17 protein-coding genes and 1 pseudogene are annotated in these 21953 nt (G+C 72.6%); 8 read left to right on the top strand and 10 right to left on the bottom strand.

Annotation, left to right across the window (positions count from 1 at the left end; genetic code table 11):
- Window positions 1-32 precede the first annotated feature (32 nt).
- The 3 genes from Pma05_RS14870 (at window position 33) to Pma05_RS14860 (ending at window position 2364) form a co-directional block, all read left to right on the top strand.
- Window positions 33-572 (top strand): phospholipase, encoded by a 540-nt coding sequence (locus Pma05_RS14870; RefSeq protein WP_203857967.1) that lies wholly within the window; start codon window positions 33-35, stop codon window positions 570-572.
- 815 nt (window positions 573-1387) lie between these two features.
- Window positions 1388-2185, top strand: a complete 798-nt coding sequence (locus tag Pma05_RS14865; RefSeq protein WP_203857966.1) for a helix-turn-helix domain-containing protein — start codon at window positions 1388-1390, stop codon at window positions 2183-2185.
- The gene (locus tag Pma05_RS14860) at window positions 2176-2364 is read left to right on the top strand and encodes a DUF397 domain-containing protein (protein WP_203857965.1); all 189 of its coding nucleotides are present in this window, start codon (window positions 2176-2178) and stop codon (window positions 2362-2364) included. The genes Pma05_RS14865 and Pma05_RS14860 overlap by 10 nt, the downstream gene beginning before the upstream one ends.
- Window positions 2365-2515: 151 nt before the next feature.
- Here Pma05_RS14860 and Pma05_RS14855 read toward each other — a convergent pair whose 3' ends face one another.
- Both Pma05_RS14855 and Pma05_RS14850 read right to left on the bottom strand, forming a co-directional pair.
- Window positions 2516-5350: an ATP-binding protein gene (locus Pma05_RS14855; RefSeq protein ID WP_203857964.1), complete on the bottom strand. Its 2835-nt coding sequence runs from the start codon at window positions 5348-5350 to the stop codon at window positions 2516-2518.
- Window positions 5351-5639: 289 nt separating this feature from the next.
- A complete protein-coding gene (locus Pma05_RS14850) occupies window positions 5640-5861 on the bottom strand; it encodes an FmdB family zinc ribbon protein (RefSeq protein WP_203857963.1) in 222 nt (73 codons plus the stop codon).
- Between the two features lie 305 nt (window positions 5862-6166).
- Here Pma05_RS14850 and Pma05_RS14845 point away from each other — a divergent pair, with 305 nt between their 5' ends.
- Entirely contained in the window at window positions 6167-7621 is a 1455-nt protein-coding gene (locus tag Pma05_RS14845) for a lytic transglycosylase domain-containing protein (protein ID WP_239312369.1), read from the top strand.
- A gap of 72 nt (window positions 7622-7693) precedes the next feature.
- Complete coding sequence (locus tag Pma05_RS14840) at window positions 7694-8716, top strand: GNAT family N-acetyltransferase (protein WP_203858070.1); 1023 nt, start codon at window positions 7694-7696, stop codon at window positions 8714-8716.
- Between the two features lie 49 nt (window positions 8717-8765).
- Here Pma05_RS14840 and hemB read toward each other — a convergent pair whose 3' ends face one another.
- The 5 genes and pseudogenes from hemB to Pma05_RS14815 all read right to left on the bottom strand — a co-directional run bounded on the left by hemB (window position 8766) and on the right by Pma05_RS14815 (window position 14845).
- A complete protein-coding gene (gene hemB, locus Pma05_RS14835) occupies window positions 8766-9749 on the bottom strand; it encodes a porphobilinogen synthase (RefSeq protein WP_203857962.1) in 984 nt (327 codons plus the stop codon).
- Window positions 9750-9896: 147 nt separating this feature from the next.
- Window positions 9897-11477, bottom strand: a complete 1581-nt coding sequence (locus tag Pma05_RS14830) for a bifunctional uroporphyrinogen-III C-methyltransferase/uroporphyrinogen-III synthase (protein ID WP_203857961.1) — start codon at window positions 11475-11477, stop codon at window positions 9897-9899.
- Entirely contained in the window at window positions 11474-12439 is a 966-nt protein-coding gene (gene hemC, locus Pma05_RS14825) for a hydroxymethylbilane synthase (RefSeq protein WP_203857960.1), read from the bottom strand. Before hemC ends, Pma05_RS14830 begins: the two co-directional genes overlap by 4 nt.
- Window positions 12440-12650: 211 nt before the next feature.
- A pseudogene (locus Pma05_RS14820) lies at window positions 12651-13970 on the bottom strand (glutamyl-tRNA reductase); the annotation flags it as partial.
- The gene (locus tag Pma05_RS14815) at window positions 13967-14845 is read right to left on the bottom strand and encodes a redox-sensing transcriptional repressor Rex (protein WP_203857958.1); all 879 of its coding nucleotides are present in this window, start codon (window positions 14843-14845) and stop codon (window positions 13967-13969) included. The pseudogene Pma05_RS14820 and the gene Pma05_RS14815, both read right to left, overlap by 4 nt.
- A 434-nt stretch (window positions 14846-15279) precedes the next feature.
- Here Pma05_RS14815 and Pma05_RS14810 point away from each other — a divergent pair, with 434 nt between their 5' ends.
- Together Pma05_RS14810 and Pma05_RS14805 are read left to right on the top strand one after the other, a co-directional pair.
- Window positions 15280-16590, top strand: coding sequence for a sensor histidine kinase (locus tag Pma05_RS14810; protein ID WP_239312367.1), 1311 nt, complete (start codon window positions 15280-15282; stop codon window positions 16588-16590).
- Window positions 16591-16706: 116 nt separating this feature from the next.
- Window positions 16707-17372: a response regulator transcription factor gene (locus Pma05_RS14805; protein WP_203857956.1), complete on the top strand. Its 666-nt coding sequence runs from the start codon at window positions 16707-16709 to the stop codon at window positions 17370-17372.
- A 93-nt stretch (window positions 17373-17465) separates the two neighbouring features.
- Here the strand turns inward: Pma05_RS14805 and Pma05_RS14800 are convergent, their stop codons facing one another.
- The 3 genes from Pma05_RS14800 to Pma05_RS14790 all read right to left on the bottom strand — a co-directional run bounded on the left by Pma05_RS14800 (window position 17466) and on the right by Pma05_RS14790 (window position 20229).
- Complete coding sequence (locus Pma05_RS14800; protein ID WP_203857955.1) at window positions 17466-18107, bottom strand: HAD family hydrolase; 642 nt, start codon at window positions 18105-18107, stop codon at window positions 17466-17468.
- Window positions 18108-18269: 162 nt separating this feature from the next.
- A complete protein-coding gene (locus Pma05_RS14795; RefSeq protein WP_203857954.1) occupies window positions 18270-18527 on the bottom strand; it encodes a glutaredoxin family protein in 258 nt (85 codons plus the stop codon).
- On the bottom strand, window positions 18514-20229 hold the full coding sequence (locus tag Pma05_RS14790) for an AMP-binding protein (protein ID WP_239312365.1): 1716 nt from the start codon (window positions 20227-20229) through the stop codon (window positions 18514-18516). The genes Pma05_RS14795 and Pma05_RS14790 overlap by 14 nt, the downstream gene beginning before the upstream one ends.
- Window positions 20230-20985: 756 nt before the next feature.
- Between Pma05_RS14790 and Pma05_RS14785 the strand changes: the two genes are divergently transcribed.
- Window positions 20986-21852 carry an ECF subfamily RNA polymerase sigma factor, BldN family gene (locus Pma05_RS14785; protein WP_203858069.1) on the top strand — a complete coding sequence of 289 codons (867 nt, stop codon included), beginning with the start codon at window positions 20986-20988 and terminating at the stop codon, window positions 21850-21852.
- Window positions 21853-21953 lie beyond the last annotated feature (101 nt).

Here is a 21953-nt window from a genome sequence, read left to right as displayed (position 1 = left end):
CGAGGGAGCCCTTCCTATCCGGAGGTACGTCCTTGTCCCGTCGTCTGCTCACCACCCTGACCGCCAGTACGCTCGCGGTGCTGGCGTTCCTCGGGTTCGCCGCCCCCGCCTCGGCCGCGGTGACCCCCGAACAGAAGCTCTCCGTGCTGTCGAGCTGGACCCAGACCAGTGCCAGCAGCTACAACGCCTGGAACGCCGCCCGCACCAACCAGGCCGCCTGGGCCGAATACGCCTTCAACTGGAGCACCGACTACTGCTCGTCCAGCCCGGACAACCCGCTCGGGTTCAACTTCGAGCTCTCCTGCTACCGGCACGACTTCGGCTACCGCAACTACAAGGCGGTCGGCCAGTTCGACCCGAACAAGGCCCGGCTGGACAGCGCGTTCTACGAGGACCTGCGTCGGGTCTGCGCGACGTACAACGCGTTCGTCCGTCCGGCCTGCAACAGCCTGGCCTGGACCTACTACCAGGCCGTACGCGCGTTCGGCTCGGTGATCATCAACCAGTCCGACCTGGACAAGGCGGCGAAGCTCAAGGCCGACGGCGAGCGCCGGGCGGCTGCGGCCCGCTGACCTCCGCGTCCCCACTCCCCCAGTCGCGGTACTGAACCTTTTTCAACCTCCCCTCGCGGTCCGGCGGACCGCAAGGTCGGACGCGGTGCCTGAGCGCCACGCGGTTTCAGGTTGAAAAGGATTCACTGATCCGGTCGGGGCCGGCGCCGATTGCCGTCGGCGCCGGTCCCGACGCCCGTCCCGGCCCGGATGTTCGGCCGGGGCGGGACCGGCCGGGTCAGATCGAGCGCCGCGCCAACTGTCGGCGGCGCGACCGGCCCGCCGACTGGGCCGTCCGGCGCACACTCTCGGGTTGCCCCGCTCGTGCGCCCGGATCCTGCCCGGCGCGGCCGGCCAGGCTACCGACGGGGCGGTCCCAGGTGAGCCGCTGGTTCGTCGGCCGGACCCGGGCCGGTGCGGGCGGCGGGTCGACGGCCCCGGAGATCCGGGCCGGCGACAGGGGCGGCCCGGCCGACCGTGCCTGGGCCGTCGAGTCGGGACATCTCCATCGGTGGCCACACCGGCAGTACCGCCAGAGTCGGCGCCAGTCCCTCCGATGTCGATCGCGCGTACGGCGTAACCAGCTCATCTTGCGACCCCCTCCGCGTTCGGTCCGGAGGCGGGGACCGCTCGTGCGGTGCCGGCTCCGAGCGGTCCCCGCGCGGGTACCGCTCTCCCCCCGGAAACGACCCGGAGCGGACCCGTCGGTGACAGTCTGGTGTAGAGGTAACTACTGTGGATGGTGATACGGCCCCTTTGCGCAGTTAAGTCATGGCGTATGCGTAGTCGTGAGTGGGCCGCGTAGATACCGGCAGATTCCGAGTGGAGGGTGCGTGATGGGCGCGGCTGTGGACCTCCTGGTCGAGGAGTTGATCGAGGCACGGACATCCCGGGCGATGACCCAGGAGGAGTGGGCCCGGACGGTCAAGTTCTCTCCGACCCACGTCAGCTCGGTGGAGACGCGGCACCGGCCACCGACCGGCGACTACGTGGCCGCCGTGGACCGGGCGTTCCAGACCGGGGGCGCGTACACCCGGCTCCTGGTCAAGCTCGCCAGCTTCGACAGCGCGCCGATCTGGCTGCGGGACTGGATCGAGATCGAGCGGGAGGCGGTGCTGCTCCGCTGGTTCGAGCCGGCGTACGTGCCCGGGCTGTTGCAGACCGAGGCGTATGCTCGGGCGACGCTGGCCGGCGGCCGGTTCACCGCCGAGGAGATCGACCGGCACGTCGCCTCCCGGTTGGCTCGGCAGGCGATCCTCAACCGGGAGGCCCCGCCGCAGCTCATCTCGGTGATCGACGAGGCGGTACTGCGCCGGCCGGCCCCGGAGCAGCCCGGGCTGATGCGCGAACAGGTGGACCGGATCATCTCGCTAGCCGAACTGGACCACGTCCAGGTGCAGGTCGTCCCGGCCAGCACCGGGATCTATCTCGGGCTGGCCGGGCAGTTCATCATCGCCGAGATGCCGGACGACAGCCGGATCGGATATGCCGACAATCAGCTCAAGGCGCAGATTGTGGATCAACTGGGCGATATTGCTAGACTGGCGCGAATGTGGGAGGTAGTGCGGAACTATGCCCTTCCCGTTAAGCAGTCACTCGAATTGATCAAGGAAGTGTCGAAGATATGGACCTAACTGGGGCGCTGTGGCGCAAGTCGACCCGGTCCGGTGGTAACGGCGGTGCCTGCGTAGAGGTGGCGGACAACCTCTCGGAGGTGGTCGCCGTCCGGGACAGCAAGGACCCGACCGGCCCGGTCCTGGCGTTCCGCCCCGAGTCCTGGCGCACATTCGTCGATCTCGCCAAGGACCTCTGACCGCCGCCCTGCTCCGATGCTCCCGCGCCCCTCGGGGTGCGGGAGCATCGCCGTCCTGCGGGCGACCGCACCGGTGCCGAAGCCTCGATCGTCGCGCCCGGGCGGTGGCCGCGACACCAGGCTCGGCAGCGCGGGATGCCGTGGGTCCGGGTCAGCGCTCGGCCTCCCGAGGCGTGTCGGCGCTCTCCCGGGCCCGGGTGCGCTGCGTTGGAGGCTCGACCTGGGAGAACCTGATCGAGCCGGCGGCCAGGTCGGGATGCTCGACCTCCAGGGCCACCGCCGCCGCCTCCTCCAGGGTCAGTTCGGCGCCGTCCGCGTACGCGGTGTCGAAGGCCGCGTCCCCCATCAGGTTCCGCAGCGAGGTCTGCTCCTGGAGCCAGTACGCCCCGAACGTGCCCGGGGTGCAGCGCATCGCCGAGCGGGTGAGCTGGGCCGCGCCGAAGAGTCGCGCCGCCGATCTCGGGTCCCCGCCACCGGCACAGCGCACCGCGATCGCGTTCACCGTGTCGCAGGCCCTGGCCAGATAGCCGTAGCTCATCCGGGACCGCAGCGCGACGACCAGGTGGTCGTGCGCGGCGACCAGGTCGCCCCGGGCCAGCGCCACCATCCCGAGCAGCATGTCGACAGAGCGCTTGCCACGGTCGGTCGGCCGGCCCGCCTCCACCGGCCGGGCCGCGCCGAGCAGCTCGGCCGCCTCGTCCAGGGCACCCCGGCGCCAGAGCAGCTCGGCCAGGCTGTAGACGGCGAGCAGTGCCTCCCCGGCCACACCCTCCGCCTCGGCCTCGGCGATCACCTCCCGGCACACCCGTTCGGCCTCGGCGAACTGTCCCATGTCGATCAGCGGCGCGGCCCGGCCGGCGAGTACCCGGATCAGCAGGCCCGCGTCGGCGGCCTGCCGGGCGGCCGACTCGGCGCGCTGCGAGAAACGCAGCTCCTCGGCGAACTCACCGTCCGCGCCGGCATGCTGCGAGTGCATGTGGTACGCCGCCGCCAGCTCCGCCTCGGGAATCTGCTCGCCGGTCTCGGCGATCCGGCCGTAGAGCCGGAACAGCCACAACCGCCCCTCCCGGGCCAGCCCTCGCTCCCGCCACCACTCGTCCAGCCCACTGGCCAGTTGCAGCCCCTGCCGGGCGCTGCCGCCGGTGACCGTCCAGCGCAGCGCGGCCCGCAGCTCGTCGGCGAGCGGGTCGAGGGCGTAGAGCGAGAGGGTGACCGGCCGGTCGTCCGGACCCAGGTAGGCCCGCTGCAACGCGTGCAGTGACCAGGCCACGTGCCGGTCCCGGGCGGTCTGCTCCTCCCCCGCGTCGACCAGCCGCCGCGCCGCGTACGCCCGGATCGGGTCGAGCATCCGGTAGGTGCTGCCGGAGACGTTCGGCTCGGCCTGGATCATCGACTTGTCGACCAGCACCGACAGTGGATCGAGCGGGTCGTCGTTGAGCAGCCACTCGACGGTGGCCAGGTCGACCGGGCCGGAGAAGACCGCCAGCCAGCGCAGCAGCCTGGCCGCCCGAGGGCCGAGCGTCCGGTACGACCAGGTGACCGTGGCCTGCATGGTGACGTGCCGCTGGGTGGCCGAGCGCTGCACCGCGCGGACACCGACGGGTGGCGCGACTCCCCGGGCCGCCGCCGCCAGGTCCACGGTGTCCTGCTGGTTGGCGACCCAGTTCCGGGCCGCCGCCGGGGCGGGTTCCACGTCGTCCCGGCCCGCGTCCAGCGCACCGAGTACGTCGTCCAGCCGTTCGGCGAGCTGGCTGGCGGAGAGTACCCGCAGCCGGGCGGCGGCGAGCTCGATCGCCAGCGGCAGCCCGTCCAGCCGGGTCACCACCCGTTGCAGGTCGGCCGACTCGGCCGGGCCGGACCGGCGCCCGCCCCGGGCCGCAGCGGTCCGGTCGAGCAGCAGGATCACCGCCTCGCTCGGGCCACCACCGGGCGCCGGGTCGACGGAGAGCGGCGGAATCCGCCAGATCACCTCGCCGGGCAGCCCCAGCGACTCCCGGCTGGTGGCCAGCACCCGTACGCCGCTGCCGCCGGCGAGCAGTCGTGAGATCACCTCGGCGCAGGCGGCCGGCTGGGCGTCGCAGGTGTCGAGCACGACCAGCATCCGGCGGGAGGCGGCGAACTCGACGAGCGTCTCCAGCATCGGCCGGCCCGGCTCCGGCCGCAACCCGAGGACCGCGGCGACCGCGAAGGCGACCAGTCCGGGGTCCGTGACGGTGGCGATGTCGACGAACCAGACCCCGTCCGGGTACGACTCGACCACGCCGCCGGCCAGCTCGACCGCCAGCCGGGTCTTGCCGGCCCCGCCGGCCCCGACCACCGTCACCAGCCGGTGGGAGTCGATGAGCTGGTCCAGCTCCTCCCGCTCCGCCCGCCGCCCCACGAACGAGGTGACCTGGGTCGGCAGGTTGTGCGGGATCGCGTCGGCGGTGCGGGGCCGGGGGAACTGGCGCTCCAGCCCGGGGGCGACGAGTTGGAAGAGCCGCTCCCGGTCGTCGAAGCCGCGCAACCGGTGCAGCCCGAGGTCGAGCAGGGATGCGCCGGGCGGCAGCGGTGCGGCGTGCCGGGCCGTCGCGCCGGAGCAGAGCACCTGACCGCCGTGTGCGGCGGCGGCGATCCGGGCGGCCCGGTGCACCTCGGCGCTGGCGTACTCGCCGTCGCGCGGTTCGGCCTGGCCGGTGTGCAGTCCCATCCGGACCCGCGGGGTGGCCTCCGGGGTCGGCCACTCGTGTTTACTCAGCGCGCGCTGCGCGGCCAGCGAGGCGTCCAGCGCGGAAGAGGCGTCGGCGAACGCGACGAAGAACGAGTCGCCCTCGGTGAAGAGTTCGGTCCCGTCACTGGCGGCGAGGGTCGCCCGCAGCAGTCGCCGGTGCTCGCTCAGCACCGGCCGGTAGCCCGGACCGAGCATCTGGGCCAGCCGCGTGGAGCCTTCGATATCGGTGAACATGAATGTCACCAACCCGCTCGGCAGGTGGATCCGTGCCGACATGCCTGAAACCTCCCGCCCCCTGGAAGTCGCGTTCATGCTGCCGCATATTTACGGGTCGGCCCATCGTAGAAACGGACGGCGCGACCCCGTACCAAGGTGCTAACCGGGGACTGTGCCACGAAACCGACATCACGGTCGTGAACTGTCCTCACTGCACCTTTCCGACCTCCCGTTGGGGTGCGCCGTGCCCGCAGGTGAAAGCCGGGCGAACACGCCGCACCGTTCAGGTGGAAAAAGGTTCACTGTCCGGGACGGGAGAGGGCCGGGTCCGGACAGCCGGGCTACGACCTCAGCAGCCGCAACTCCCGCCGCAGCAGCCGCCACCGGCCGGGGCGACCGGTGCCGGGGCGGAACCGCCCGAGCCGCGACCGGTGAACGCGACCGTCGACAGTAGCTTGACCGTGTCGTCGTGCCCCTGAGGGCAGGACGCCGGAGCCGAGGCCTCGGCCATCGGCCGGTTCATCTCGAAGGTGTCGCCGCAGGCGCGGCAACGGAACTCGTACCGGGGCATAGCAACAGCGTACGGCCAGACCTGACGTTCGACGGTCGATGGGTAATACTCGACGGGTGGCGGAGCGCGAGGAAACTTCTACGACTCGACCACTGCGGCCTGCCGCACCGGTCTTCGACGGGCCGTTGGCCAGCTCGGGGGCCGCCCCGGATCCGGAGTTCGATCCACCAGCGGTGACCGTACCGCGCCCGCGCAGCGAGTCGGAGCCGGTCGCCAGACCTGCCGAACCAACCACCACCAGTCCCGAGCCCGACTCGGTGACCACCTCCGAGCCGGACTCGGTGAACACGTCCGAGCCTGACTCGATGACCGGCACCGAAGCCGGTACGACCGGTCACCCCGCGCCGGACCCGGTCGCCGGCTCCGTGGCCGACATGCCGGAGTCCGACCCCGCCGCCGCGACCGAGCCGGACCCGGTCGCCGGTTCCGTGGCGGAGCCGGGTACCAGCTCCGGGCCGGATCTGGTCGCCGGTTCCGAGGCGGGTTCGGCCGTCACGTCGGACGGCGGGGGCGTCACCGCCCCTGGTGCGAAGACCGTGGAGCCGGAGCCCGCCACCGGCCCCGAGCCGGTCACCGCCGCGACGCAGACGCCGCAGCCGACCGCCGGGGCCGAGAGCGGGGCCGGGGCCGAGGGCGGCAGTGCCGGCGCGTCCGGCCCCGACGCGACCCCCGAACTGGGCGCGAAGGCGACCTCCGGGGTTACCGCCGCCTCCGGGACCGGCACGACCGGGACCTCCACGGCCGCGACCACGGCGACACTGCCGACTGCGGCGGGGTCGACCTCGACGGGCAAGCCGGGCGAGACGGTGATCGACCTCGACGTACCGACGACCGTGCCGGCCGGGCGGAACCGGCGGATCCGGGTCCGGTTCGCGCACGCGGTCACCCGCTGGCCGTCACCCCGGGCGGTACGCGCCTGGTCCAAGCGGCCGAGCGGCCGGCTCACCCTGCCGGCGCTGCTGCTCTTCGCCCTGGTCGCGGCGACCGGTGCCGCGGGTGCGTTCCTGATCCCGGCCACCGCGCGCCAGGCTCAGCCGGACCCGGATGCCGCGACGAGCCCGCCACCCTCCTCGCCGACCGCTCCCGGGTTCCCCGTCGGCCCGGGCGGGCTGCCCTCGGGGCTGCCGAGCCCACCGTCGTTCGGTACCCCGAGCGTGCCGGCGCCGCCCTGGAACGCGACCGGTGGACGCCCGTCGGACGTACTCGCCGGCTGGGCCGCGCAGATCGGGCCCCGGGTCGGGGTCTCCACGACCGCGATGCAGGCGTACGGCTACGCCGAGTTGCAGGTCGGCCAGACGACTCCCGGCTGCCAGCTCCGCTGGACCACGCTGGCCGCGATCGGACAGGTGGAATCCGGGCACGGGCGGGCGAACGGGGCGGTGCTGGGCGTGAACGGCATCGCCGCCCCGGAGATCATCGGCCTGCCGCTCGACGGCAACGGCGGCCGGATGCGGATCATGGACACCGAGGACGGCCAGCTCGACAAGGACGCCACCTACGACCGCGCGGTCGGGCCGATGCAGTTCATCCCGACCACCTGGGAGGAGATCGGGGCCGACGCCGACGGCGACGGGGTGAAGAACCCGCACAGCATCGACGACGCGGCTCTGGCGGCCGGTAACTATCTGTGCAAGGGAGGCCGCAACCTGTCGGTCGCCTCGGACTGGTGGAGCGCCATCCTTTCCTACAATGACGTGCGGCCATATGCCCAAGCGGTGTTCGACGCGGCCAACAAGTACGGCACGGACAGTCGAACTTAGCGTAATGTCCTCGACACATTGAAGAACTGGGCACTTTCGCCAGGCTGCGGTTGACGGCAAGCTAGACGGGTGATGGTGCGCGAGTGGGATCCCCGGACCGCCCCGGCCGCCGAGATCGAGTCCTTCCTGGACGCGATCAACGCGGTTTTCGCGGCCGACATACCGGAGGATCCCCTGTGGGAGAACGGCATGGTCCGGGAGTACCTCTGCGAGGTGATGCCCGGCGAACGCCGCATCTCCTGGGTCATCCAGGACGAGCCCTCGGCCGACGGGCAGCCGGGGCGCATCCTCGGGCACACCCATGTACTCCTACTGGGTGACATCGGTGTGCTGGAGGTGCTGGTGCACCCGGCGGCCCGGCGTCGCGGGCTCGGCCGCAAGCTGATCGCCACGGCGGCCCGACGGACCTATCAGGAGGGTTTCCGCTCGATGGGCGTCGAGGTCATCGGCGACACGCCCGCGGTCGGCTTCTACGAGGCACTCGGCTTCGCCCGGGAATACGAGGAGGACCGCAGTGTGCTGCGGCTCGGCACGGTCGACTGGGTCGCGCTCGGCGAGATGGCCCAGGGAATCGGCCTCGGATACCGTCTGGAGTTCTGCCCGGGCGGCCCGCCGGACGAGTTGATCGAGCCGTACGCCATGGCGAAGGCCGAGACGCGCGACATTGACGACGGTGACCTGGATCTACGGCCGAGTTCGCATGATCCGCAGCGCCTCCGGGACAGCCTGAACTGCCTGCACCGGCGCGGCATGAAGCCGTACATCGTGCTCGCGATCGAGGAGAAGACCGGGGTGGTCGCCGGGCTGACCGAGGTCGTCGTGCCGGCCCAGCACCCGACCCGGGCCGATCAGTGGGACACCATCGTCGGCCAGGAGCACCAGGGCTACGGCATCGACCGGGCGATGAAGGCGCGGATGCTCTTCGAGCTGCGTTCGGCCGAGCCGAAGCTCGCCGAGGTGCAGACCTGGAACGCCCGGACCAACGAGGCGATGCGGGCCGTCAACGCCGACCTCGGGTTCTCGGCCGACCGGGAGTGGTACGAGTACGGCGTCGACGTGGCAGAGCTGGTGCACCGGCTGGACGCCGGCAACTGAGCGCGGCGGGGGCAGGGCGGAAACGCCCAGCCCCGGCACAGCGGGTCGCTCAGTGGCGGTCGCGGAGCATCCGGGCCGCCTCGACGGCCCAGTAGGTGAGGATGATCTGCGCACCGGCCCGGCGGATCGAGGTGAGTGTCTCCAGTACCGCCCGGTCCCGGTCGATCCAGCCGTTGGCCGCGGCGGCCTCGACCATCGCGTACTCCCCGGAGATCTGGTAGGCGGCGACCGGTACGTCCACCTCGGCCCGGACCGCGGCGAGCACGTCGAGGTAGGGCAGGGCCGGCTTCACCATCACCATGTCGGCACCCTCGGCGACGTCGAGGCGTACCTCCCGGAGCGACTCGCGCAGGTTGGCCGGGTCCTGCTGGTAGCTGCGCCGGTCGCCCTGCAACGCCGACTCCACCGCGTCCCGGAACGGGCCGTAGAACGCGGAGGCGTACTTCACCGCGTACGCCAGGATGCTCGTGTCGGTGTGCCCGGCGGCGTCCAGGGCGCGGCGGACCACCCCGACCTGGCCGTCCATCATCCCGGAGGTACCGACCACGTGCGCGCCGGCCTCGGCCTGTGCCACCCCCAGCTCGGCGTACGCGGCCAGGGTGGCGTCGTTGTCGACGGTGCCGTCCGGGGCGAGCAGCCCGCAGTGCCCGTGCGAGGTGAACTCGTCCAGGCAGAGGTCGCTCATCACCACCGTGGCGTCGCCGACCTCGGCGATCACGTCCCGGATCGCCACGTTGAGGATGCCGTCCGGGTCGGTGCCGCCGGACCCGGTCTCGTCCTTGTGCACCGGTACCCCGAAGAGCATGATCCCGCCGATGCCCGCGTGCACCGCCTCGGCCGCCGCCTTGCGCAGCGACTCCCGGGAGTGCTGGAGCACGCCCGGCATCGAGGCGATCGGCCTCGGCTCGGCCAGCCCCTCCTTGACGAACATCGGCAGCACCAGCTCGGCCGGGGCGAGCCGGGCCTCCTCGACCAGCCGGCGGATCGCCGGGGACCGCCGCAGCCGGCGCGGACGGATCTCTGGGTACGACATGACCACTCCTCACCCACCCCGACCCGGCGGGTGCCGGGCCGCCGGGGCCGCCGGCGGCCCTGTGCCGTCGATGGCGCCCTAGGACCGATGGTGCCTCAGAACCGAGCGTGCCTCACAACAGATCGTGCTACGCGAATCCGACAGAGATTAGCGGAACCGCAGCGCGGTCGGGCCCTGGACCTTGGAACCCCGGCGCTGCTTCGCCGGCATCGCGGCCAGCTTCTCCCGCAACTCCACCGCGTACGACGCGAGCGCCTCGACCAGGTCCGGCACTGAGGCGTGCGCCGGCTGGGCGTCCACCCGCAGGCCGAACTCGGTGGCGGTCTCCGCCGTCTTCGGGCCGATCACCGCGACCACCGTCCGGGCGTGCGGCTTGCCGGCGATGCCGACCAGGTTGCGCACGGTCGAGGAGGAGGTGAAGAGCACCGCGTCGAAGCCGCCGGACTTGATCGCGTCGCGGATCTCGGCCGGCGGCGGCGCCGCCCGTACCGTGCGGTAGGCGGTGACGTCGTCGACCTCCCAGCCGCGCTCGGTCAACCCGGCCGCCAGGGTCTCGGTGGCGATGTCGGCCCGGGGCAGCAGTACCCGGCCGACCGGGTCGAGGATCTCGTCGTGCGGCGAGAACTCGGCGAGCAGCCCCTCCGAGGACTGCTCCCCGGACGGGATCAGCTCGGGCTGGATGCCGAAGGCGCGTACGGCGTCGGCGGTGGCCTCGCCGATACAGGCGATCTTGACGCCGCCGAAGTGCCGGGCGTCCAGCCCGTGCTCGCCGAACTTCTCCCAGACCGCCCGTACGGCGTTGACCGAGGTGAAGATCACCCAGGCGTACCTGCCGTCGACCAGGCCCTTGACCGCCCGCTCCATCTGGGCCGGGGTACGCGGCGGCTCGACCGCGATCGTCGGCACCTCGCACGGGATGGCGCCGTATTCGCGCAGTCGGGCGCTCATCACCCCGGCCTGCTCCTTGGTGCGCGGGACGAGCACCTTCCAGCCGTACAGCGGGCGGTTCTCCCACCAGCTCAGCTTGTCCCGGTGCGGGACACCGGCGCCCAGGGTGAGCACCACCCGGCCGGTGAAGCCGAGCGCGGCGGCGACGAAGCTGTCCACCGTCGAGGTGGTGGTGTATTGCGTCTCGCCGGTGCCGTCCCCGGTCACCGCGACCGCGGTGGCGCCGTCCACCCCGACCGCGAGCAGCCCGTCCCGGACCGCGGCCAGGTCACCGGCGTCCACCGCCAGCGCCAGCGAGCCACGGCCGACCGCCGCCGCCAGCGCCTCGAAGTCCATCGCGGCGACGTCGTCCACGTCGGCGGCGGTGCGTACCCCGGAGAGCGGAACCCCGGCGTAGGTGGCCACCCCCTCGGCCTGGCCGACCCCCGGCACCACCTCGAAGTGCACGGCGGTACGCGCCACCGCCTGCACCTCCTTGACCACCGAGTCGTGCCCGAACGGGTCACCGGCGACCAGGTGTACGGCGGTCAGCCCGGACCGGGCCGCCGAGAGCAGTACCTTGGCCACGTCGCCCGGCGCCCCCTCGGCCGGGGTGAACTGCGCGTCCGCCTTGGCCTCGGCCTTGACCGCCGTGAGCAGGGCCTCGGGGACGCTGCGGTCGTATACCACCTGGTCGGCGTGGACCAGCGCGTCGTGCGCCCGGCGGGTCAGCAGGCCGGGGTCGCCGGGTCCAGCCCCGACGAACGCGATGCGGCCTGCGGGCTTACGGGTGCCGATCATTCTGTAGCTCCAAAATGCTGGGTCCTCGCGCCGGTTTCCCTGGGCGCCCCGAGGATCGAGTCGGCGCCGAGGTCGAGGAGTTCGGCGGCGAGTGCCTTGCCGATCTCCGTCGCCTCGGCGGGCGTACCGGTGCGGGACAGCCGGATGTCACGGGTGCCGTCCGGGCTGATCACCGCCCCGCGCAGGTAGATCTCGTCGCCGTCGTCGCCCTCGGCGACTTCGGCGTACCCGGCGACCGGGGCACTGCACCCGGCCTCCAGGGTGGCCAAGAACGCCCGTTCCGCGGTGACCGCGGCCCGGGTCGGTGCATGATCGAGCGTGCCGAGCAGCTCGACCAGTTCCGAGTCGTCGACCCGGCACTCCACCGCCAGCGCACCCTGGGCGGGTGCCGGCAACATCAGCATCGGATCGAGGGTTTCGCTGATCTCCTCGGCCCGACCCAGCCGGACCAGCCCGGCCCGGGCCAGTACCACCGCGTCGAGATCCGCCTCCGGGCCGCGTACCCGGCGCACCCGGGTGTCCACGTTGCCGCGGATCGGCACCACCGTGAGCTGGAGCCCGAGCGCGTGCAACTGGGCGATCCGGCGCAGCGCACCGGTGCCGACAGTGGCGCCGGGCGCCAGCTCGGCGAGGGTACGGCCGTCCTTGGCGACCAGCGCGTCGCGCGGGTCCTCCCGGGGCGGTACCGCCGCGATGTGCAGCCCGGCCTGACCGGCCGTCGGCAGGTCCTTGTAGGAGTGCACCGCGAAGTCGATCTCGTTGCCGACCAGCGCGTCGCGCAGCGCCGAGACGAAGACCCCGACGCCCAACCGGTGCACCGGGGCGCTGGACCGGTCGCCGGCCGTGACGACCTCGACCAGCTCGACCCGGCGGCCGGTCGCCGCCGTCACCGCCTCGGCGACCGCCCGGGACTGGGCGAGCGCGAGCGCGCTGCCCCGGGTGCCGAGCCGCAGCGCGGTCATGCCGACACCCCGATCCGCCCGGCGAGGTCGGTCCACCCGGCGCCGCCGGCCTGAACCTCGGTCATCGTTCTCCTCCGGATTGCTGTCGGGGCACCGGGGCGCGCAGGGCCTGGCCGGCGCCGAGGTCGGCCTGACCGCCGATCGCCGGCAGGTCACCGAGGCCGGGCAGGCCGGCGAGACCGGTCAACCGGTTGCCGGCCGGTACCCCGGCCAGTTCGGCGGCGGCCAGTTCCGGCACGGTGTCCGCCGGTGAGGTGCCCGGCACCTCAAGGTCGAAGAGTTCCCGGAGCAGGGCGGCGTACTGGTCACCGCCGGGCTCGGCGGCGAGTTGCCGGACCCGTACCGTCGGCGAGTGCAGCAGCCGCTGCACCACCCGGTGCACCGTGTGGCTCACCTCGGCACGCTGGTCGTCGGTGAGTTCCGGCCGGCGCTGGGCGAGCCGGCGCAGTTCGGCGGTGACCACCTCGTCGGCCCGGGCCCGCAGCGCGGCCACGGTCGGCGCGACGTCCGCGCCGCGCAGCCAGGTGAGGAACGCCTCGACCTCGGAGCCGACGATCCGGGTGACGGCCGCGGTGTCGGCGGCGGCCGGGCCGATCGGCTGGGCCGCGGCCAGCCCGTCGATGTCGATCACCGTCGTACCGGCCAGCTCGGTGACCGCCGGCTCGATGTCCCGGGGTACGGCGAGGTCGAGCAGTACCAGTGGGTCGGGCCGGTCGGCGGCGCGTTTCCGCAGCGCCCGGGCCACCGTCTCCCGGGTGAGGACCGGCTCGATCGACGCGGTGGCGGCGACTACTATGTCCACTGTGGATAGGGCGGTCGGGAGTTCGGCGATCGGCACCGCCGTCGCGCCGTACGCCTCGGCCAGCCGCAGTGCCCGGTCGTACCCCCGGTTGCTGATCCGCACCGGGCCGGCACCCCGCCGGGAGAGCGTGGCCACGGCCAGCGCGCCCATCGAGCCGGCCCCGACCACCAGCACCGGGCGGCCCGCGATGTCGCCGCCGAGGTGCGTGGCGGCCAGGTCGAGCGCGGCGCTGACCACGTTCTGCCCGGCCCGGTCGATGTCGGTCTCGGCGTGCGCCCGCTTCCCCACCCGGAGGGCCTGCTGCATCAGCTCGTGCAGCAGCCGGCCGGGCGCCTCGGCCTCGCTCGCGGCATGGTAGGCGTCGCGGAGCTGGCCGAGGATCTGCGCCTCGCCGACCACCATCGAGTCCAGCCCGGCGGCGACCCGGAAGGCGTGCTCCACCGCCGCGCCGTCGTAGTGCACGTAGAGGTGGTTGGCCAGCTCGGCCGGGGCGGCCCCGGCGTGCCCGGCCAACACGGCGCAGATGTCGCCCAGCCCGCCGTGGAAGCCGGTGACGGCGGCGTAGACCTCGACCCGGTTGCAGGTCGAGACGACGACCGCCTCGCCGACGTACGGCTGGGCGAGCAGCCGGGCGAGGATCTCCGGCAGCTCGGTGTTGGCGACGGCCAGCCGCTCCAGGATGGCGACCGGCGCGGTGCGGTGCGACGCACCGACGACGAGCAGATTCATGAGCCGACCGCCTCCGCGTTCGTCGACCGGAGTGTCCCGGCGGGCGTTGCCTCGGTGGTGCCGGTGGCGGCGAGCCCGCCGGGCAGCGCCGTCAGCCCTGCCGTGGCGGCGCCGCCGTGGGTGGTGCCGTTGGGTGTGGTGCCGTTCGGCGAGCCGAGCCCGGCGGCCGGGCCGGCGGCCGCCGGCAGCCCGGTCAGCGCCGCCTTGCGGTGCTCGTGGAAGGAGAGGATCTGCAGCTCGATGGCGAGGTCGACCTTGCGGACGTCGACCCCGTCGGGCACCGCCAGCACGCAGGGCGCGAAGTTGAGGATGCTGGTCACCCCGGCGGCGACCAGTTGGTCGGCGACGCTCTGCGCGGCGGTGGCCGGGGTGGCGATCACGCCGATCGCGATGCTCTCCTCGGCGGCCACCTGCGGCAGCTCGTCGATGTGCCGGACGACCAGCCCGTTGATCACCTCGCCGAGCCGGGCCGGGTCGGCGTCGAAGAGCGCCGCGATCCGGAAGCCACGACCGGCGAAGCCCGCGTACCCGGCGAGGGCGTGACCGAGATTACCCACGCCGACCAGGGCGACCGCCCGGCTCTGGGTGAGCCCGAGCACGAACTCGATCTGGTCGATCAGCAGGGCGACGTCGTAGCCCACGCCCCGGGTGCCGTACGACCCGAGCTGCGAGAGGTCCTTGCGTAGCTTGGCCGAGTTGACCCCGGCCGCCGCCGCCAACTCCTCGCTGGAGACCGTGTCGTTACCGGTTTCGGCGAGATTGTGCAGGGCACGGAGGTATTCGGGGAGCCGGGCGACCGTCGCCTCAGGGAGATCCGGAAGCGCCGGCACGGCACCGGCGCGGCCGGGCGTGCCTACGGGGCGGTGCTGACTCATGCGACTCCGTGCCGTGCGATCTTCGACCAGCCGGACCGGCGGGTCGTTCCGGGGCACCCGCTGGCGACCGCTGTGACCGGTTGTGCTAGCAGGGCTCGTCGGAGTAACAGAGTAGGCGCTTGTGAAGACACGCACAAATCGCGATCTTGATAGACCGCGATAACGCCCCACCTGGGCCTCCACATACAAGATCAGTTTCGCGACCCAACCGGAGCCGTCAGGGCGATTATTACCTAAGTCCGACTTATCTGACCAACTCGCCGCTACCACGCCGGCCGATCGGCCGACTCTTTCGACCGATCCAGCAATCCCGATACGCCATGGATTTCCCGAGCGGTGACCGCACGATTTCGCTCCGGGTGGGGACAGCCCTACCGTGAAGAGGCCAGCCGATGGGATGGGGACCGACCGCGCCGATGCCTAGCGTCGAGAACATGACCACGACCACCGCCACCAGCGTGGCCGCCGACGCCGAACCCGGCGCCGGCCGCAGCGTGCTACGCCAACTCGCCATCGACTCCGGTTACGTGATCCTCGGCCTGCCCCTCGCACTGGCGAGCTTCGTCGTACTCGTCACCGGGGTCGCGCTCAGTGCCGGGCTGGTGGTGACGGTGACCGGGTTGCCGATCCTGGCCGGTACGCTCTACGCCGCCCGGGGCTTCGCCGACATCGAACGGCTGCGGATGCCGGCGGTACTCCGGCAACCCCGGGTACGCCCCAACTACCGCACCGCCGAGCCGGGTGCCAGCGCCTGGCGGCGGATCTTCGTACCCATCGCCGACGCGCAGTCCTGGCTCGACCTCGCGCACGGCTGGGTACGGCTGGTGGTGGCGCTCGGCACCTTCGTGATCACCATGGTCTGGTGGGCCGGTGCGATCGGCGGCTCGCTCTACTGGGCGTACGACTGGGCGATCCCGTATGGCCCGGGCGACGAGGGGCTGCACGAGCTGCTCGGGCTGGGCGACACCGCCGCCGCCCGGATCGGGCTGAACACCGCACTCGGGGTGTTCTTCCTGATCACCCTGCCGGTGGTGGTGCGGGGCTGTGCGCTGATGCAGGCCGGGCTCGGCCGCGCGCTGCTGACCGGGGTGGCGGAGATGCGCAACCGGATCACCGTGCTGGAGGAGCAGAAGCGGGCCGCGGTCTCGGCGGAGGCCACCGCGCTGCGCCGGCTCGAACGGGACATCCACGACGGGCCGCAGCAGCGGCTGGTCCGGCTGGCCATGGACCTGAGCCGGGCACAGCAGCAGCTCGACTCGGACCCGGAGGCGGCCCGGCAGACCCTCGGCGAGGCGCTGGCCCAGACCCGGGACACCCTGGCCGAGCTGCGCGCACTGTCCCGGGGCATCGCCCCGCCGATCCTGGTCGACCGGGGACTGCCCAGCGCCCTGGCCGCGCTCGCCGGTCGCGGGCTGATCCCGGTCGAACTCGCCGTCGACCCCCGGCTCGGTACCCGGGACGGCCGGCCCGACCCGGCGATCGAGTCGACGGCGTACTTCGTGGTGGCCGAGGCGCTGACCAACGTCGCCAAGCACAGCCGGGCCACCGAGTGCTGGTTGACGGTGACCCGGGAGGACCGGGCGCTGCGGATCGTGGTGATCGACGACGGCGAGGGCGGCGCACACCTCTCCAAGGGGCACGGCCTGGCCGGGCTCGCCGACCGGGTACGCGCCAACGACGGCACCCTGACCGTGCTCAGCCCGGTCGGCGGACCGACCGAGATCCGGGCCGAGCTGCCGTGCTGAGCCGCTCCGACACCCCGTCCGGCACCCCGAGCGGCACCGCACCGGCACCCGACGGAGCCACGCCAACCGGACGCGAATGCCCACCGGACGGGTCGGTAGTGGTAGACAACAACACCATGCGCGTAGTGATCGCCGATGACGCCGTCCTGCTCCGGGAGGGCCTGGTCCGCCTGCTGAGCGAGCACGGCCACGACGTGGTGGCCGCGGTCGGCGACGGTACGGCGCTGGTCGAGGCCATCGTCACGCACCACCCCGACGTCTCGATCGTGGACGTCCGGATGCCGCCCTCGCACACCGACGAGGGGCTGCGGGCGGCGGTGGAGGCCCGCCAGCGGGTACCCCGGACCCCGATCCTCGTCCTCTCCCAGTACGTCGAGGTGTCGTACGCCGACGACCTGCTCGCCACCGTCAAGCCCAGCGGCGGCGTCGGCGGCGGTGGCATCGGTTACCTGCTCAAGGACCGGGTGGCGGCGATCGACGAGTTCCTCGACGCGCTACGCCGGGTGGCCGGCGGCGGCACGGTGCTCGACCCCGAGGTGGTCGGCCAGTTGCTCGTCCGGCGCCGCCGGGACGACCCGCTGCGGGAGCTGACCCCGCGCGAGCGGGAGGTGCTCGGGCTGATGGCCGAGGGCCGGTCGAACACCGCCATCGCCCGGGCCCTGGTGGTCAGCGACGGCGCGGTGGAGAAGCACGTCCGGAACATCTTCACCAAGCTGCAACTGCCGCCGGACGAGGAGCAGCACCGCCGCGTCCTCGCCGTACTCGCCTACCTACGCGGCTGACCCGCCCCGGCACCTGCCTACCGGGAATCCGGTCGGGGTTCGCACCCCACCCGACCTCCCCGACACCGGGGCACGGATCAGCCGGACGGGGAGTCAGTCCAGTTTGGCGGCGAGTTCGACGGCCTCGGTGAGCGAGTCGGCGACCGGCCAGCCGGCGGCGCGCAGCCGGGCCGAATCGGTGAAACCGCCGGTGTAGAGGACACATCGGGCGCCCACCGACTCGGCCGCCTCGGCGTCGTCGATCGAGTCGCCGATCAGCACCGTCGACGTTCCCCGCACACCGAACGCCGCCAGGTGCCGGGCCAGGTGACCGGCCTTACGCTCGCCGCCGACGGTGCCGCGCAGCCCGTCGACCCGGCGGAACAGGGCGGTCAGCCCGTACCGGTCGACCGCCGGCACCAGCTCGTCGTGGAACCACATCGACAGCAGGGACTGGGTACCGGTCCAGGTCCGGATCGCGGTGGTCGCGTCGGCGGCCAGCTCGCAGCTTGCCAGCCCGACCCGGTACGCCTCGTGGAACAACTGGTCCAGCCGGCCGAACTCCTCGGTGTCCACCGCCCGGCCCAGCACCTCGGCGTAGTAGTCCGCGATCGGCCGACGGAACTGCGTACGGTGCTCCTCGGCGGTCACCTCCGGGCCGCCGGCACCGGCCAGGGCCACGTTGGTGGCGGCGACGACCAGGGTCAGGTCGTCGAGCAGGGTGCCGTTCCAGTCCCAGACGAGGTGCTCACGCATCCGAGCACGATACGCGGCACCCCCGACCGGGCTCACGACTCCGGCCGGGTCGGCGGGACGGGAAGTCGCCGACGTCACATCGGCGACGGGCTCGGCCGACCGCAGGGGTCAGGCGCGGGGGCGGTGCCGCAGGGGTCAGACGCGCGGGCGGTGCCGCAGGGGTCAGGCGCGGGGAGCGGTCAGGTCGCGGAGCAGGCGCTCCTCCTCGACCCGCCAGTAGCCGTGCTCGCGGCCGTCGAGTAGCACCACCGGCAGCCGGTCGCCGTACTCCCGCTCCAACTCCAGGTCGCCGGTGACGTCCAGCTCGGTCCACCGGTCCCCGGTCACCGCCACCACCCGGTCGACGGCCTCCCTGGCGACCTCGCAGAGGTGACAGCCGGGCCGGGTGATCAAGGTCAGCCGTGGCTCACTCGCCGTCACTCGCGCCCCTCTGCCTGATCACCGATCTGCGTACCCGGCCGATCGCGGAGAGCGGCAGGGACCCGACGAACTCTATCCTGCTCGGGCACTTGAACCGGGCCAGGCTGCGGGCGCAGTACGCGGCCAGCTCGGCGGTCGAGACCGTACCCTCCGGGGCCCGCACCACGTACGCGGTGACCGCCTCCCCGGCCACCGGGTGCGGTACCCCGAACACCACCGACTCGACCACCTCCGGGTGCGCGCCGAGTACCCGTTCGACCTCCTGCGGATAGACGTTGAAGCCGTTGACCAGGATCAGTTCGCCGATCCGGTCCACCAGGAAGAGGTCCGCGTCGGCGTCGGCGTACGCGACGTCGCCGGTCCGCCACCAGCCGTCCGGGTCCGGGCCGCCGCGCCCGTCCGGCCAGTACCCGGAGAAGAGGTTGGCACCCCGGACCACAATCTCGCCCGGGTCGGTGCCGGGCGAGGAGAACTCCAGGTCGGGCTCGTCGTCGTCCCCGTCGTCCGCCGGCTCGACGGTGGAGCCGTCCCGCCACAGCTCCTCGCCGTCGCCGGCCACCAGCCGGAGTTCGACGCCGGGGATCGGCCGGCCGATCGAGTTCGGCTTCGCCGCCGGGCCGGAGAGTGTGGTGGTGAGCACCGGGGCGGTCTCGGTGAGGCCGTAGCCGACCTGGATCTGCCGGCCGGTCGCCTCGGCGAACCGGGTCGCGCCGCCGACGGCCAGCGGGGCGGCGCCGCAGATCGCCACCCGCACCGAGGCCATCGCCTCACGCAACGCCGAGCCTGCCGGCACCCCGGCCGGCACCCCGGCCGCCGCCGGCGCGTCCGGCAGCATCGTCCACCCCAGAAACATCGACGGTACGCCGACCAGCACGCTCACCCGGTGCCGGGCGACCACCTCCAGTACGCCGGCCGCGTCGAACCGCTCGACGAGCACCCCGCACGCCCCGTGGTACGCCACCGCGCCCAGCCCGGCGTTCAGCCCGTACGCGTGGAAGAGCGGCAGGGCGAGCAGGACCCGGTCGTCCGGCCCGACCACCGGCGGGGAGATCCGGCCGATCTGCTCGTGGTTGGCGAGCAGCGCCCGGTGGGACAGCATCGCGCCCTTCGGCTCACCGGTGGTGCCGGAGGTGTAGAGCAGCACCGCCACCGCCTCCGGGTCTGTCCGGATCGACCGGTCGGCCGGGTCGACCCCCGGCCCCGCCGCGCTCAGTCTGGTGCTGCCCACCTTCACCTCGCTGGCCGACGGCTCGGTCAGGCTCGACAGTGCGGTGTGCAGTTCGGTCAGTGCCGGCAGCTCGGCCCGTACCCCGTCGACGGCCGACCGGACCTGTTCGGTGCAGATCAGGATGCTCGCCGCCGAGTCGGCCAGCACGTGCCGCAGCTCCGGGCCGGTCAGCGCCGGGTTCACCGGCACCGCGACCAGGCCGGCCCGCTGGGTGCCGAAGAACGCCACCGCGAAGTCGGGCGAGTTGGCCAGGGCGATCGCCACCCGCGCCGGGTGGCCGTCGCTCGGTTCGCCGGCCCGGTCGCGCAGCGCGGCGGCGACCCGGTCCACCGCACCGTCCAGTTCGGCCCAGCTCAGTACCCCGTGCGGCCAGAGCAGCGCGGGTTGGTCGGGTCGGCTGGCGGCGGCCAGGCGTACCCGGTCGGCCAGGGTGACCACGGCTGGCTCGGTGGAGGTGTCCGGTCCATCCTGCACGGTCGATGAGTCTGGCACAGCGCCGGGCCCGACGCGCACTCCACCGCCACGTGGACGTCCACCCATCGCACAACCGGCCATCTCGGACCGACCGGTACGCCCGTACGCCGATGGCGTGGAAGTTTCCCTCGACGTGGAACTTCTCTCGACTTGTCCACGAGCCCGGGGTACCGTCCAGCAGACCGTAACGGGTTTCGGATATCGACGACCCGGAGCGGTCGACTGCTTCTAACACGTTCGCGGCGGCACGCCCAAGGCCCGCCGCGCATTGGCGTGTCTCCACATTTTCCCTGCTCAGAGCCCGTGCTACCGCACTGTCAGGCATCTGACAACGCACAAGCTGTGCGCCCCGTTCGGGTGGCTTTCGGAAATACTTTGGCTCTGTGTAACGGACTTGCCGCACATGGGTGACGTTGGCCCTATCATCACTCGGGTCGGCTCACCCCTTTTGCCGTGAGTCGACACCCCTCAGCCCGAGGAGGCCGCCGTGCCTGTGAGAGCACTGCACCAGCAGCTGTGGGGCGTGTGCCGTCGTACGGCGCACCCCGGAACCGCCGTGCCGGATCGCGCCGCCCACGGCGCGGGTACGGCCCCAATCGCGGCCGGGTCCCGGCGACCGGTCCCGCGGCCTCGGCCGGCCGGGGAGGTCCAGTGAGCACATACGGATACGTCGACGGAGCAACCGGCGGCGCGCCACGGAACACCCGCCTTGCCCTCACCCAGGGGCTCGACCGGCTCCGCGTGTCCATGGACGACATGCTGAGCCTGGCGGTACGCGGCGACGGGGGCTCGAAGCGGATCCGACACCGTCCACATCCGAACGAGACGCCGACCCGGCACAACACGCCGGGCGGCAACGCCCGACCGGTCGGCGGCCGGGTGGCCAGCCCGGCCCGGCCGGCGATGCCCGCCCAGCCGGGTGCCGCGGCACCACCCGCCCGCCCGGACGCGCCAGAGACCGAGACCGCGGTACTGCCGGTGGTGCCGGCGACCGAGAAGTCGACCGGTTCCAACGGCGGCCCGCCGACCGGTTATCCGGACCGGCCGGACCCGTCGGATCCGGCCCGGGAGGTCTGGGCGCTGGTCGAACGGGCCCAGGCCGGCGAGCCCGAGGCGTTCGGCCTGATCTACGACCGGTACGTCGACACCGTCTTCCGGTTCGTCTACTTCCGGGTCGGCAACCGGCAGCTCGCCGAGGACCTCACCTCGGACACCTTCCTCCGCGCGCTGAAACGGATCGGCAGTTTCACCTGGCAGGGCCGTGATCTGGGTGCCTGGCTGGTGACGATCGCCCGGAACCTGGTCGCGGACCATTTCAAGTCCGGCCGCTACCGCCTGGAAGTTACTACGGGTGACGTTCTGGATGCGGACCGCGAGGATCGGGGGCCGGAAGGCAGCCCGGAAGCGGCCGTCGTCGAGCACATCACCAACGTCGCCCTGCTGACCGCCGTCAAACAACTCAACCCCGAGCAGCAGGAATGCATCGTCCTGCGATTCCTCCAGGGTTTCTCGGTGGCGGAGACCGCCCAGGCGATGGGCAAGAACGAGGGCGCGATCAAGGCTCTGCAATACCGCGCGGTCCGCGCACTGGCCCGGTTGCTGCCGGACGGATTCCAGCCGTGAAGCGCTCCCACGGCCGCCGTCCACGCTCCGTGACGCCGCTCACTCTTCGTAGTATTTCCCGCCGCAGCCCCGTAACCGCTCGGCCCCGCCGACCGTTTGTC

It is taken from the genome of Plantactinospora mayteni (genome assembly GCF_016862935.1).
Taxonomy (GTDB): Bacteria; Actinomycetota; Actinomycetes; order Mycobacteriales; family Micromonosporaceae; genus Plantactinospora; species Plantactinospora mayteni.
The sequence above is the reverse complement of the archived record's forward strand: the minus strand, read 5'-3'. Positions and strand labels throughout refer to the sequence as shown.

What these genes read in the sequence shown, in the direction of transcription:
- Pma05_RS14855 (WP_203857964.1), bottom strand. Translation starts at nt 5,350, where the DNA reads ATGTCGGCACGGATCCACCTGCCGAGCGGGTTGGTGACATTCATGTTC.
- hemB (WP_203857962.1), bottom strand. Translation starts at nt 9,749, where the DNA reads ATGTCGTACCCAGAGATCCGTCCGCGCCGGCTGCGGCGGTCCCCGGCG.
- Pma05_RS14830 (WP_203857961.1), bottom strand. Translation starts at nt 11,477, where the DNA reads ATGATCGGCACCCGTAAGCCCGCAGGCCGCATCGCGTTCGTCGGGGCT.
- Pma05_RS14865 (WP_203857966.1), top strand. Translation starts at nt 1,388, where the DNA reads ATGGGCGCGGCTGTGGACCTCCTGGTCGAGGAGTTGATCGAGGCACGG.
- Pma05_RS14800 (WP_203857955.1), bottom strand. Translation starts at nt 18,107, where the DNA reads ATGCGTGAGCACCTCGTCTGGGACTGGAACGGCACCCTGCTCGACGAC.
- Pma05_RS14845 (WP_239312369.1), top strand. Translation starts at nt 6,167, where the DNA reads ATGACCGGCACCGAAGCCGGTACGACCGGTCACCCCGCGCCGGACCCG.
- Pma05_RS14815 (WP_203857958.1), bottom strand. Translation starts at nt 14,845, where the DNA reads ATGAGTCAGCACCGCCCCGTAGGCACGCCCGGCCGCGCCGGTGCCGTG.
- Pma05_RS14785 (WP_203858069.1), top strand. Translation starts at nt 20,986, where the DNA reads ATGCTGAGCCTGGCGGTACGCGGCGACGGGGGCTCGAAGCGGATCCGA.
- Pma05_RS14860 (WP_203857965.1), top strand. Translation starts at nt 2,176, where the DNA reads ATGGACCTAACTGGGGCGCTGTGGCGCAAGTCGACCCGGTCCGGTGGT.
- hemC (WP_203857960.1), bottom strand. Translation starts at nt 12,439, where the DNA reads ATGACCGCGCTGCGGCTCGGCACCCGGGGCAGCGCGCTCGCGCTCGCC.
- Pma05_RS14850 (WP_203857963.1), bottom strand. Translation starts at nt 5,861, where the DNA reads ATGCCCCGGTACGAGTTCCGTTGCCGCGCCTGCGGCGACACCTTCGAG.
- Pma05_RS14805 (WP_203857956.1), top strand. Translation starts at nt 16,707, where the DNA reads ATGCGCGTAGTGATCGCCGATGACGCCGTCCTGCTCCGGGAGGGCCTG.
- Pma05_RS14840 (WP_203858070.1), top strand. Translation starts at nt 7,694, where the DNA reads ATGGTGCGCGAGTGGGATCCCCGGACCGCCCCGGCCGCCGAGATCGAG.
- Pma05_RS14810 (WP_239312367.1), top strand. Translation starts at nt 15,280, where the DNA reads ATGACCACGACCACCGCCACCAGCGTGGCCGCCGACGCCGAACCCGGC.